Annotated in this window: 8 protein-coding genes; 3 read left to right on the forward strand and 5 right to left on the reverse strand. The window is 44.8% G+C overall.

The window, feature by feature from the left end:
• Positions 1–228: 228 nt before the first annotated feature.
• The 3 genes from ABD036_RS05945 to ABD036_RS05955 form a co-directional block, all read right to left on the reverse strand.
• Complete coding sequence (locus tag ABD036_RS05945; protein WP_343857514.1) at positions 229–3,894, reverse strand: VCBS domain-containing protein; 3,666 nt, start codon at positions 3,892–3,894, stop codon at positions 229–231.
• A 181-nt stretch (positions 3,895–4,075) separates the two neighbouring features.
• Positions 4,076–7,108 (reverse strand): TonB-dependent receptor, encoded by a 3,033-nt coding sequence (locus ABD036_RS05950; RefSeq protein WP_343857517.1) that lies wholly within the window; start codon positions 7,106–7,108, stop codon positions 4,076–4,078.
• Between the two features lie 315 nt (positions 7,109–7,423).
• The gene (locus ABD036_RS05955) at positions 7,424–8,434 is read right to left on the reverse strand and encodes a polysaccharide lyase family 7 protein (RefSeq protein WP_343857520.1); all 1,011 of its coding nucleotides are present in this window, start codon (positions 8,432–8,434) and stop codon (positions 7,424–7,426) included.
• A gap of 504 nt (positions 8,435–8,938) precedes the next feature.
• On the opposite strand from ABD036_RS05955, the gene ABD036_RS05960 reads away from it, so the two are divergent.
• Positions 8,939–10,417, forward strand: coding sequence for a polysaccharide lyase family 7 protein (locus tag ABD036_RS05960; RefSeq protein ID WP_343857523.1), 1,479 nt, complete (start codon positions 8,939–8,941; stop codon positions 10,415–10,417).
• A gap of 241 nt (positions 10,418–10,658) precedes the next feature.
• Here the strand turns inward: ABD036_RS05960 and ABD036_RS05965 are convergent, their stop codons facing one another.
• Together ABD036_RS05965 and ABD036_RS05970 are read right to left on the reverse strand one after the other, a co-directional pair.
• The gene (locus tag ABD036_RS05965; RefSeq protein ID WP_343857525.1) at positions 10,659–11,360 is read right to left on the reverse strand and encodes a phosphatase PAP2 family protein; all 702 of its coding nucleotides are present in this window, start codon (positions 11,358–11,360) and stop codon (positions 10,659–10,661) included.
• A 51-nt stretch (positions 11,361–11,411) separates the two neighbouring features.
• The gene (locus ABD036_RS05970) at positions 11,412–11,924 is read right to left on the reverse strand and encodes an FxsA family protein (RefSeq protein ID WP_343857527.1); all 513 of its coding nucleotides are present in this window, start codon (positions 11,922–11,924) and stop codon (positions 11,412–11,414) included.
• Positions 11,925–12,105: 181 nt separating this feature from the next.
• Between ABD036_RS05970 and cutA the strand changes: the two genes are divergently transcribed.
• Positions 12,106–12,426 carry a divalent-cation tolerance protein CutA gene (gene cutA / locus ABD036_RS05975; protein ID WP_343857530.1) on the forward strand — a complete coding sequence of 107 codons (321 nt, stop codon included), beginning with the start codon at positions 12,106–12,108 and terminating at the stop codon, positions 12,424–12,426.
• Positions 12,423–14,231 carry a protein-disulfide reductase DsbD gene (locus ABD036_RS05980; protein ID WP_343857533.1) on the forward strand — a complete coding sequence of 603 codons (1,809 nt, stop codon included), beginning with the start codon at positions 12,423–12,425 and terminating at the stop codon, positions 14,229–14,231. Before cutA ends, ABD036_RS05980 begins: the two co-directional genes overlap by 4 nt.
• Positions 14,232–14,235: the final 4 nt, after the last annotated feature.

Raw genomic sequence — 14,235 nt, forward strand, 5'->3', positions numbered from 1 at the left:
TGAATGTAAGCAAAAGAAGTCAGTTGCGACTAACTGTACGAGCAGCGGATTCTTTCAACGCTGTAGACTAGAACAATGACTGTCAATGTGAGGATAAACCGATAAAGAAAGCCCCCCGAGTTTTGTAACTCGGGGGGCTTTTTGGGTATGTAGGCTTGCGTTTTACGCTACATGGAGCATTGCATTATCTGTGATGTTATTGCGATTCACAGATAGGGCAAAGGTGGGTTATTCAACACCCACGATAGCCTCAGATGTCGATGAATTATAGGGCGAAGCCGAATTATCGGTATCAAGCGAGTCCGCTTCTGCGTAAGACTCAAAGTCATCAGAAAATACCACTGTTGTGCCGGCCGTATCAGAATAGATAACGAAGTTATCGACAGAAACAACGCCTGTATCAGCTCGAGTTCCACTGTTATCACCAAACCTAACCGCAACGTGGGTCAGACCACCAATTGAATTATTGTCGGGCGTGAAACCATCGCTGGTAAGTCGAACCCCATCAACTTCAACCGTGATTAGCGGATTAACGGTTAGATCACCACCAGGGTATTCCCACGTCACCACCACGTTCATGAATTGGTCGAGTACCACCGTTGCTGCAGAGGTATCAATATCACTAGGGCTTCGAATACCGAAGCTACTATCTCTGATCCGAAGATCTAACAGCGCACCATCGTTATTGGTCGCGGAGTTAAACAGGGTAATAAAGGCATCACCATCACCAAAGTCGTCATCCAAACGCTTTATCGCTACTTCGAAGCGACCTTGTGCTAGTGGACCAGCATCACCCAGCGCATAGCGAAGCTCTCCAGTATCACCAGGATCAGTATCACGAATTTCTGCAATTTTGTTGCCTTCCGTGCCGGGACCGCCCACATCACCGATAGTCTCAACCGTTGCTTCAGAGGTACTTGAGTTGTATGGAGATGCCGGATTGTCTGTATCGAGCGAATCGCCATCAGCATAGGACTCAAAGTCATCAGAGAAGACCAAAGCCGTACCCGCGGTATCAGAGTATATGAACAAGTCATCAACCGTAAATTTACCCGTCGCGTCTCTCACGCCACTGTTATCACCAAATCTAAATGCGACATGAGTCACACCGCCGGTGGCGTTGTTATCAGGCGCAAATCCTTGCGCTGTAAAATGCACACCATCGACTTCAACAGTGACTAGCGGCGTTACCTCTAAGTTACCGCCCGGGTATTCCCAAGTGATCACCACATTCATGAATTGATCGAGTAACACAGTAGCGGCAGAAGTATCAACATCTCCTGGACTGCGAACACCAAAACTATTGTCTTTGATACGCAAATCCAAGATCGCACCATCATTATTTGTCGCAGAGTTGAACAGCGTGATAAACGCATCGCCATCACCGAGGCTGTCATCTAGTCGCTTAATTGCCACTTCGATTCTACCTGCAGCAAGAGGACCATCATCACCCAATGCGTAGCGTAATTCACCTGTATCGCCTGGATCCGTGTCTATGATTACCGCTACTTTGTTGGCGCCACCAGTATCGCCGCCAACACCGGTGATCGTGATCACAACCTCAGCAGTGGTACCGTCTAAGGATTCTATGGTAATGGTATCGGTTTCACGCTCGCCATTGATAAGGGCAGCAATAACGGAATTAGTGGTATCGAGTGTATACGTCCAAGCGCCGTCTTCAGTAATTGAGAAGCTTCCAAAGGTGCTATCAACGCTAGATTCAATGATAAAAGCTTCGCCCTCATCTGGGTCAATCACACTCACCATACCGATTAATGGCTCGGTGGAATCACTTGGAAGAGTGCCAGTTAAATCAAAGAAAACTGCCGGTGTAGGCTCTTCAGTACCATCACCCACATCAAAAACAACCACTTCAGAATAGATGGATAGACTGTAAGGACTTGTGTCACCCGTGAGAGTGTCACCTAGATTATAACTCTCGAAATCATCTTCAAATACGCTTGTTGTGCCGGCCGTGTCTGAATACACCGCAATGTTATCAACAAAGTAAGAGCCAAAAGGAATCGTTCTATCATTGTCACCTAATCTAAACTGAATCGCTCTAATACCATCGGCGAACCATTGGTCTAAGTCTGTGAAATCAGAGTCAACAACGGCTGCTGTGGAAAAAGATCCACCGCCAATGACTTCTCCATTAATAGTAACGGTGAGTTGTTCGGCCTGGTCCAAGTCCCACGTAATTTCGACTTGATAGAATTGATCTTCGACAAATGGCGCTGTCACCATAATACCTGGGTAGGCGTCACTATCGGTATTTCTTACGAAGAAACGCGGTGCGATTGCATTACCATCTCCATCTGTCTGCGAGCCTTGGATGCGCAAATCGATAAGTGATTCACTCGAGCTGCCAGATGAACCGTATAACGTAATGTAAGCATCTTTAAAGTTGCCGTCGCTACCGAGCGTCTGTTCTTTGAGGAATGAAGCACTCAGCTTACCTTGGCGCAAATTATTTACGCTAAACCTGATCTCACCAGTGTCATTGCCGAGATCGGAAATCTTGACGACTTGAGTCAGTGCTGCCACTCGGATAGTAATGTCTGCCGTGGTGCCATCGATTGATGTGATAGTAATGATATCGTTGACTGAATTGCCCACCTCAAGATTAGCAACGGTTTCATTGTCTACGTCAACCGTATAAGACCAGTTACCGGCTGCGCTGATACTAAAAGTCCCGTAGTCTAATGCAACGTCGGTTTGAGCAACAATGGCATCTTCTTCAAAGTTTGGATCTAGCACAGTCACTGTGCCTGTGAGTGGATCAATCGACGTATTTTGTATCGTACCGCTTAATGTGCCTTCGATAATTGCAGCCACGGGATCGTTGTTATAACCAATCGCCGAGCCAATCACGTCGAGCAAGGATTCGTCGACATCGCCCGCAACGCTTGAAGTTGTTTGTAAATTAGTTTGTGCCGTTTCAAATACGGCTAAATTAGCCTCAGAAAACGATCCATCGGTTAAATCAGTAGCGACATCCGCAATAATCGCAGCCATATCTTTGTCTGCATCATCAGCATCTAGCTGAGATAAAAGTGCTAATACAGAGCCATATCTGTCTGCATTTTCAGCGTCTTGCGCGCCAAGAGCAACCTCACCTACTGCCGTTGGTTGAACTTGTGTTGTATCGAAACGAATGCCAAAACGGGCGTTGATAGCCAGTGCCATTTCAACAGAAGCATTCAAATTGGCGCCTGCAGCTTGCACTGCCATCTCGGTTAAAGGAGAGACGACATAGGTCGGTGGCGGTTGTACTTCACCGTTCTCATCAGTGATATTTTCAACTACATTTATCACCGATCGCAACAAAGGAGCACTGAGCACCTCACCGGTTGACTCGTCAGCGTAAGTGCCGCCTGTACAAGAGATTAAACCAACACCTTCGAAATGAACATCGGTAAAAGCAAGGGCACCGGTATCGCTAGAAATCGCCGTAGCTTGTGCAGGAGTAATTGCTGCGCCGCTGTCATTCACTTCAGATAAGTCACAGCTTGCACCGCTGACGGGTCCTTTCACAACGTTGGCAGAGACATTCAACGTTGGGCGTATAACAGGTGTCTCATCACCCACCCCTTCGGTGAACCCAGCTTCGTCAGTATATCTAGCAGAAACCGTAATAACAGTACCTTCATCAGCTTCAGTAATGGTGTAAGTAGAGCCTGTCGTACCTGTTGACCAAGCGTAGCTAACCGTGTCTGCCACAATGCCGTCTGCGTCAGTAATCATCGCGGAGAGCGAAGCGCCAGCAACAAAATCGCTACCGATGATTTGGACGCTGCCGCGAGTATTACCTTCTAACTCAGCCTTATCATCATCTCCACAACCTACTAGCGCTGTTGCGATGAAGACGGGTATAAGTGATTTTCTAAACATGCTTTCTACTCCTGAAAGTTTCACTTTTAATTCGTTATCTAGTTACCGAACGTGAGTGCTAGATGCGTTATTTTATAAACTCACGTTTGGCACCATAAAATGTGTTCCATGCAAAACCGCTAACTTACGTATGCCGGCTTTGTAACTTTTATTGCCTGTACTTACTGGGCTCTCGGCTCAGTTAGTATTTAAGGCTAATACCCGCAAACAAACGGGGGCCGTAGTCATTGACTTCACCCAAATTGCCCTCTACGAAGAAATCTTGTGATTTAGGTGCACTAAACAGATTTATCGCTTCCACTTTCACACGGATGTTGCTGTTGATCTTGTAAGAAGCACGCGCTTCCCAAACACCCACTTCGTCAACAAAACGCAGCCTTGTGCCATTACTTGTGTAAGGTTGGAAATATTCGCTGCGATACTTGTAGATAAGTGCAGTGTCAAAATCGCCTACTTGGTAATAGAGCTGACCACTGAATACGTGCTCGGAGAATCCTGGTACTGCACCAGGTTCAATAATGCCTTCGGTAAGCTGGGTGGTTGTGCCATCTAAGTCAGTGACGAAAGTATCACCATACAAACTGTCTTCGAATTCGAAACCCGTATCGGCATAGTTGTAACCAATTTTAACGCCAATCCCGCTATCCCAACGATAAGCTAATGACGCTTCTAAGCCTACGATGTCGCTTTCTTCATTCGTGGTAACTGAATTGGTAATCGGCAAGGCATAGTCAACACCATCAATGGTGAAGTTCTCTAATACGGTTTGTTGCTGGAAGCCACCGTTGAACTGTTTGTAATATAGACTTACAGCCACGATTGAGTCTTCATTGGGATACCACTCAAAGGCAACGTCATAGTTCCAAGACATCAACGGCTGAGTATCTGGGTTACCAGAACCGTTAACCGCCAGTAGCTCCGTTACAGACATTGGCGCATCATCGTCGCCCACATCGAAGTCACGACTGTATCCCAAGTCACCTGGGTCTGCGCGAGACATGCCACGATAAATACCGGCTCTTAAAAGAATGTCATCGCTATAGTCAACAACCAAGTTGAAGCTGGGTAGTATTTCTGTGTAATCACCGCCACTGACCAGACGATCAGTCGTACCGCTTGGCACCAATGAAAGGACGCCTAATTCGTTAGTAACCACATTGAAACCTTGTCTAAAGCCAACGGAAGTCACCTCGGTATCGACAACGCGCAAACCAAAGTTACCTCGAACAATTTTGCCTCCCATCTCTGTGTCGTAATTCGCCATGACATAGGCTGCGGTGGTTTTTTCGGTGACATCTATCGTACCTGGGTTCTCATATTCAACATCTGGATAACCAAACTCACCGTTTTGCGAGGCCACGACTGCCTGAGAGAAACACACGTTGTCGTAAGTTGCCCAAGAAGAGCCGGTGCCACCGGCAACAACAGTACCCGCACTGTCAACCTGCGTGATAATGTTGCCATCTGAAACACTTGATAAAAAATCAGTCTCTGGGAAGTCAATTTGACACCCCTGTAATATATCGATTGCAGAGGCATTAGCTTCGTTCAAGGTAAATTGATTTCGTGAACCATTGCCTTGGTTTCCACCAAACTGCAGGAACGTCAGTTCAGAGAAACGGACGCCGCCTTGAACGCTAGAGAAGTGTTCGTGGTTTAATGCATAATCAAAGTCGAGTCGCGCAGAAACAACTTCATTTTCGCGGCTATTTTCCCGATCCAGACGAGTGCGCAGGCTGTCCGTAAAGTTAGAAATATCGGTGACGTCGAAATCAGTAACAGTAAAGTGCGGTATGTTTTCGCCCATATCCCAAGAGATAAATGGACGGCTTGCTGTTCTGCCTCGGTTAGAAATCTGCAATTCTTCACGTTTCGTTTGCGAGTATCCGAAATCAGCATTGATGGTGAGTTTGTCATTGACGTAGTGCTCAAAATTCAAGCCATAGCCTCGATAATTTTCTTCTCGAGAAAACTGCTCGCCGGCAGATTCAACTCGTTCTTCGCCCTCCCAATGCAGAATACCACCCACGTTATTGGTAATAAGATTCTCACCTGTGATGCCCGGTGTCACACGTTTTTGTAAGAAGACTAAATCATGACGAGATTCAGCTTGGGTACGATCCGAAATTTGCGCATCAAAATTAATATCCCATGCATCAGATGGCTGAAATTGTAAACCGATGAACAAAGAATCTCGTTCATCAGAGGTCTCATTTTGGCGAAAACTGCGACTTGAGCCAGTCCACGCGTATGGCGTACCTGCATCTTCAGCGCGCCCCGTAACTGGGTCGATACTAGTATTGTAACCTTGGTTATTACTACCGTTAACTTGGTCTTCACAGTCGCCAGCTGAACTACGGAAAAAACCTTCATTGCTGTTTGTTGGGTCATTCAAACATGCCCAAAGAGATGAGCCTGATGGACTAGAACTGCGGTACTCGGCTTCAGGCTGGCTGATATCTTGACGCTGCACACCTACTGTCACACCAAGCGCTTTACCGTTACTAAATTCAAATTGATCAACATAACTGATAGTGCCACGGTAGCCTAAATCCCCTTGCAGTGAATTATCAATATTGGTTTGATCAGGGTTGTAGTTAAGTTTTAGTTCACTTTGAAAACGTTGCTTCCCAAAATCTAATGGCTTAAGCGTTTCAAGGGTAATGACACCCGCAACACCACCTTCGATCATGGAAGCATCTTGAGTCTTGTAAATTGCCACCTTTTTCATCAGCTCCGAGGGGAACTGCGAGAAGTTAACGGAGCGGTCACCACTGCCATTTGTGGCTTCACGACCATTAATGTGGGTTGCACTTAAAAAAGGTCCTAAACCACGAATAGTAATTTCAGTAGCACCACCGTTTTCGCGATGAGACGCCGCACCGGTAATGGATTCTAAGGCCTCACCGATAGAAAGTGCAGGTAAGTCACCTATATCTTCAGCCGATAAACCGTCAACGACCGTGGTGGCTTCGCGTTTTATCGCAATTTGATCTTGGATCGTCTTGCGCGTACCAACAACGTCAATCACTTCAACATCGTTCATAGCGTCGTTGACATTGTCAGTACTGACTTCCTGCGCAGTCGCAGAAAATGCAAATGAGCTAGCTAAAGAGACAATAACTGCAGCTTTTACCAATTTTGCCACAGGTGTCAGCCTGAAGTGTTCTTCCTGATTGCATGAGTTTCTATGTTTCCCTGATATCAACGACATATCGAGTTCTCCGTTGTTTTGAGCGAGCATGTGATTGCGAATGCCATGTTATATTTGTGTTACGAGTTTGTAAGTTGAATATACGCAATCAAAACCAATACATCAACCAATTATTGATTATTTTATTACCAACCTTCTTACCAATTGGCATTAACGGTAGTTCTGACCAAGCCGTATAACCAATTTTTCAGGGGTAGAATATGTGAAAAAAGTGTAGGGGAGATGCTTTTACACTATGGCAAACGCGAGTTGTATGGGAGTGCTGACGTTCAAACGGACGTTGACTTGTTGCTGTGACGCTGCGAGTAGTAAGCGCTAGAACTTATAACCTTTGTGACTGTTAACAATATGATAGAAGGTGGCTTGCACATAATCACCTTCGGCACCGCCATTATTTTGGTTGTACACGCCGGCTTTGAAATACATATATTGATTACCAGCACTATAACCACTGTCTTTCATATCGTAGTGCTTGGTAATATTCGGCTTCCCTTCTCTGATCAGAGTGACGAACAATACGTCGTTTTCCACCGTAATTTTATAGGAGAACTTTTCGTTCAACGCTATACCGTCTTCAGGATCTGACAAAGTATGAGAACGAGAGCCAAGCATATTTATCCATATATCATCGCCGTCATTTATTTCATGAGCAAAATAAATAGAGCCCTTAGTGTTCTCAGGTAGCTTTCTATAGTACAGACGTATAGGTTCATCGTCCGTTGCATGAATTTGGCCGACGATAACCCGTCCAACCATTTTTTCATCACCGGTGGTAGACACTCGATTGACGGCCAAAGTCGCTTCCAAACTACCTTCAATGCCACCCGCTCTGCGTTTCATTGAGCCATGCGCCCCGCCGAACACCCAGTTATTCTCAGTGATGCCGCGAGTTTTAATTCGCGTATTTCCTCTTCGCAACATTTCGCGCAATTCCGTTCTGGCATATTTAGTGTTTTTTGAAGTCTTAGCGCCTACATTTGGACAGGCGAACACTAATCCACCGTCTTGAGCCGTGTAGAAAAAAGGGTTTAATTGAAATCCATCGGCCAAAGATTTTTCATAAATAGTATCGGCTTTGCGATCCTTATTTAGATCGGTTGGTAAGGTTAAGCTCCAGTCGAGCAAATCAAAATTCTCACCGGGTTTTTTAGTGGGGTCAAGCGAATCCCAATTCCCCAATAATGCGCCCGAAGCCAATTGACTGTGTGATTCCGGAATTACAATCCTCACATCATCACCATTAGTGCTTCTAGCCAAAGGCGAAGTAAAGGCACCGATTAAACTAACAATACTTATGAGCAATTTGGGGGCCGTCTTGATATTCATTAATGTATTCCTATCCGTCGAATTTACTAAGTACGAGACCAATGAATCAATCCTGGAATGATTGCTTCCCACTTATCTAAGTAAGGCATTCTCTGTGCACCTTAGATTCGATGAGGTGTGTCGCCGGTAATCCATAAAAGTCACAGATACCGAGCGTTATGTTAAACCCGTATCAAGATAATCTGGACAGTACCTTGTTAAGCACTAACCAAAAAAGATATGAAACAGTATTATTGCATTGCCAAACTGTCAACCAATTATTTAGCTTTAGTTGTGGCCGCGTGTGTACATGTATAGCAGGCTGGGTGACACTCATAGTGATAAACCGGGCAAAACAGGAAGTGAATCGCAGCCAGAAATCGACAATTATGAGTCAACGAACACTCGAAAAAGGTGGTTGATATGACTAGAACTTAAAAATTGGTAATACAAAGTGGTTGGAATAGACTAGGCACAAGCATATACTCATGAACGTTTTCATCTTTATTTTTTAGGAGAACGGCTTTGGTCCGAGAATTGATGCCAAGTGATCTGTGTCGCCTTATGCGGTTTGGATACACCAAAGTTGCGATGGTGCTGCTTTGTCTATTATTGCTCAATGCATGTGGTGGTGGCAGTAGTAGCGCACCCGCTTCGAATCCCCCTCCTGTGGTTATCGCTCCTCCTAAAACACCTGCACCTGCTGAATGCAGCAATCAAGTCTACCCGATCGTATCAGTGATCGATGATGGCAGCTATGAAGCCGACTTCGCTCCGGATTACGCGACAGACAACAACACGGCGTCGTCATCGCGTTGGTCTAGTGATGGTACCAACACGTTTCTAACGTTGGATCTGGGGAGTCCGCAAACGATAGCGGCACTGACCATTAAATGGTTTAAAGGAGCAAAGCGAGTGGCGCTTTTTGCAGTTCAAACGTCGCTCGATAATATTAATTGGCTTGACGCATTGTCGCAGACACAGTCAAGCGGTAAGCATAGCGGCTTTGAATTGGTTAGTTTGGATGAGTCTCAAGCACGTTATATTAAAATTCTAGGCTTTGGTAATAACTTAGATAGCAACAACGGCATTGTTGAAGTGAAAGCGCATAGTTGTGCCACTGCAAGTGGCGAATTTACTGATACCTTCCCCAATGAACTAGGAATTGAGCTAATTGATTGGTATCTAAGTGTCCCCACCGACGAAGACAATAACGGGCGCTCAGACTCAATTTCAGAGCGCAGCCTTGCCGATGGTTATACTAATTCTGAATACTTTTTTACTTCAGCGGATAACGGAATTGTTATGCGTTCACCTAGCTACGGTTTTAAAACTTCGCCCAATACTAATTACGTGCGGGTTGAATTGCGGGAGATGTTAAGGCGCGCAGACACGTCACTCAGCACTCAGGGGGTGAATAAAAACAACTGGGTTTTTGCCAGTGCGTCAGCGCAGAGTCAAGCTCAAGCAGGCGGTGTAGATGGTGATCTGCGCGTAACTCTGGCCGTCAATCAGGTCACTACAACGGGGGAAAATTATCAAATTGGGCGCGTTATCATTGGTCAAATACATGCCAATGACGACGAACCGGTGCGTCTGTACTACCGTAAATTGCCGGGAAACAGTAAAGGCGCTATCTATTTTGCCCATGAAAGCCGAGTAAAGGATAGCGATGGCGATAACATCGAAACCTACGTAGAGATGATTGGCTCTAGAAGCAATAGTGCTAGCAACCCTGAAGATGGTATTTCGTTAGATGAAAAATTCAGTTATCACATCAGTGTTAACGTTAATTTACTTACCGTCACCATCAGTCGTGAAGGCAAAGCGGACATAGTCGCAAATTATGATATGTCTGACAGTCGGTATGATCAGGATGGTCAGTATCACTATTTTAAAGTGGGTGTGTACAACGTGAATAATTCCAGTGCCCCTAGTGAATTCGCGCAAGCTACCTTCTATTCAATAAAAAATGGTCACACCGGTTATAGCGCTAGTGAATAGCGTTATGACCAGCGCAATTTAACAGCAATTCTGGCGCCTCTAAAACTGGACCATATTGTTGCAATAAGATTGGAAGATAGGGGTTGTTTTTACTAGCAGTAAGAACGGGAGTGAGTGGTAAGTTTGTGCCATTTGCCGACGCTCTCAGCTAACCAATTGTCATGACGCTTGGTACTTGTTGGGCTGTCAAAGTTTCGCATTCCTTGCACTGACGTTTCAATCAGAAATGATGTGCGTAACGTTAATTGTGCTTTCCAGCTTTGTGAAACTTGCTGTAGTACTCGAACGCCATCGTGACCAACATCACCCATATAATTCCTGAAGATATGCCTGCAATCACATCGGTAGCATAATGCACACCCAAATATATGCGTGAAACGCCGACCAAAAAAATAACCATCAACATAACTGAATATATTAGCAACTCGAACGGCCAGCGTTTGACTTCAACTGTTAAAATGTAGGCAATTGCAAGATATATGGCGGCGGATGTAAACGAATGCCCACTCGGAAAAGAGAGTCCAGGCATATAATCCAGTAACCAATTTGTTTCTGGCGGGCGCTCTCTGCCAAAAAAGAGCTTTAGCGTCGTGACAATTAGCGGTGTTGCTCCACAAACAATCAGCAAATATAGTAAATTTAAGTACCGACGGAAAATAAACAGCATTAACCCAGCTACAAGGGCCATAATAGTCGCGACACTAATGGAGCCTAACGAGGTCAGGTCTCTCATAACAGCCGTAACGTTATCGCTCTCTATTTGCCTTACAAAATCAGACACCTTTGAATCAAATTGTTCAAATTCATAATCCCCTTCAATGGGATCGAAGAATACATCGTCAATCACTTCCTCTAACGCATTAGCGGAAATCACTAACAGCGTAAACAACAATGCCATGCGAATGAAGTTGGCGTTGAAAAATTTTGAAAGTTTGATATCCATAACTTAGTTCTTTTTAACTGATTGTATGATTATTGCAAATACGATTTATGGCTAATCTGGCTTGTCATCAATGCGATGCGAATGCGGTTTTTCTTTATCTTTATCGACATATTCACCTTCAATCACATCGTCGTTATCGGCGCGATCGCGAGCATCCTGTTGATAACCAAAACCACCTTGCTGAAACGGACTTTGTCCGCTAACAACTTTCACGTTCATTTGTTTCATTAGGCTCTTGGCAATCAAAGGGCGTGTTAGCGGAAAGCTTAAAAGCAAACCAATAGCATCAGTGACAAATCCCGGAGTGACCAACAACACACCAGCAATAACGAGCAGCAAGCCTTCCGCCATTTCTTGACCCGGCATCTGTCCGGTTTGCATTTTTTGTTGCGCTTGCATCAAAGTTGCAATACCTTCTCTGCGGACTAAAAAGGCACCTATGAAGGCAGTTAAGATCACAATGGCCACGGTATTCCAACCGCCAATTTGCTCGCCAACATTCACCAATATTGCAATTTCAATAATGGGTAGAATGGCAAACAAGATAAATAATTTTCCGAACACAATAAGCTCCCTACTAAAAGTCTATTGTGGGGCTTATCAGCGAAAACTCAATAGACAAATCGGCGTTACGAGTCACCAAGTATCGAAATCCATACTGGTAAAAAAGATTAAAACACGTTTTTTTGAAAGACTTCTCTTATTATATAGGTCAAGTAAGGCTAGAGCATATTAAGGCGCATTAATGATTTCAGAACTATGTATCGTATTAACCACTTGCCCCACCAAGAAGCAAGCAGAGAAAATTGCGGCCGAGTTAGTAAACTTAAAGTTGGCGGCCTGCGTACAGATATCTCAACCCATCACCTCGGTGTATCATTGGGATGATGAAGTTGTAACTGATGCGGAAATACAGCTCACAATTAAAACCTTAAAAAGTAAATTAGACCTAGCCCATAAGTTAGCGTTAAGTTTACATCCGTATGATGTGCCACAATGGATAGTGCTGGATAATGTTTCCAGTAGCGATACCTATTTAGATTGGATTAAAAGTAGCCTGAAATGAAGTTTAAAAACCTAATATTGTTTTTATTTGTAGTATGTATTGCGTTTCCATGGTCTTGCATGGCACAAAGTAACGATCCCTTAGCGGATTTATTTGCTGATGAAGTGGAGTTTTTGCCAGTAGAGCAAGCCTTTCAGTTTGATTTTGATCAACAAGACGATCAGTTGATCATTCGCTTTACCGTTGCCGATGATTATTACCTGTATCAAAATCAATTCAAAACGGCGGTTAAAAATGCCGAAATAGGCGCGCCCAAATACCCGCAAGCCAAGCTTAAAGAAGATGAGTTTTTCGACGAGCCACAGCCCGTCTATTATCATGAAGTTGAATTTTCCTATCCAATTTTGTGGTCCAAACAGGATGGTGTGGTTAAGTTACAGTTCCAAGGTTGTGCTGAGGCGGGCTTGTGTTATCCCCCTACTACCCATGTCATCTATTTGGATGAAGTATTAGCAGGTGCGGTACAAGGCGCCGTCACTAAAAACGAGGCGAACACCAACAATCCGTCACCAGCGTCCAAGTCAGAACAATTCGTGCTGTTGGATAAACTCACTGGCGATGATGCCTTGGCGTTCAAACTACTTATTTTTCTAGTCATAGGTATTGGTCTTGCGTTCACTCCTTGTGTGTTCCCCATGTACCCGATATTGTCCAGCATTGTGATCGGTCAAGGTAAATCGATCAGCACCTCCAAAGCCTTCAGTTTGTCTTTCATCTTTGTGCAAGGCATGGCCATCACCTACTCCATTTTGGGTTTAGTTATCGCTTCAGCAGGAGCCCAATTCACCGCCTACTTGCAAGATCCTATCGTGCTCAGCGTGATGATCGTGCTGTTTGTATTACTCGCACTAGTCATGTTCGGCGCATATGAGTTACAACTGCCATCGAAGTGGCAAGAAAAGTTAAACGGCCTGAGCAATCAGCAAAAAGCCGGTAGTTACATTGGCGTGTTTGTTATGGGTGTCATTGCCGGTTTAGTGGCGTCTCCTTGTACCACAGCTCCGTTAACCGCAATCCTGTTATATCTGGCCGAGCAAGGCAATATGTGGTTGGGCTTCTCCGCTTTATATGCGCTAAGCATCGGGATGGGCATTCCACTTATTTTGTTCGGTGTCACAGGTGGGAAATTGCTGCCCAAGGCCGGTAACTGGATGAATATCGTTAAAGTTACCTTTGGATTCATGATGTTGGTTGTGGCGTTAACCTTTGTAGAGCGCATGGTTGTGAATATTTGGACGGAGCTGGCATGGGTGGCTTTAGGCTTAGCAACCTTTACCTATTTCTATGTGATGAACCTAAATAGCCCGACGACACTTTGGAAAGGAGTGCGTAGCTTGGTGATATTTGTCGGGTTATTCGCGTCAGCATTGTATGGCTATCACCAATATACACAAGCTTATGCACCTACGAGTGTGGGCGGTACGACACAACAACAATTGGCACATCCCGAGTTTTTAGTGGTTAAAAATCTAGCTGACTTTGAAACCAAACTGGCAGCTGCCAATGCCCAAGGAAAAACCGTGATGGTCGACTTATACGCGGATTGGTGTGTCGCTTGTAAAGAGTTTGAAAAGTACACTTTCCCCGATCCTGAAGTAAGACAAGCGCTTAGTGATACTGTCTGGATGCAAATCGATTTAACCGATAACACCCCAACAAACATTGAGTTCCAAGAAGCCTTTGCAATCTTAGGGTTACCGACCATTATGTTTTTTGATACCGATGGTAATGAATTGTCGTCAGCGCGTGTGACTGGATTTATGCGTGCGGAGCCTTTTGCTAACCATGTGAATGCTATTTTTTGATCTA

The sequence above is a fragment of the Aliiglaciecola litoralis genome, from assembly GCF_039523355.1.
Classification (GTDB): domain Bacteria; phylum Pseudomonadota; class Gammaproteobacteria; order Enterobacterales; family Alteromonadaceae; genus Aliiglaciecola; species Aliiglaciecola litoralis.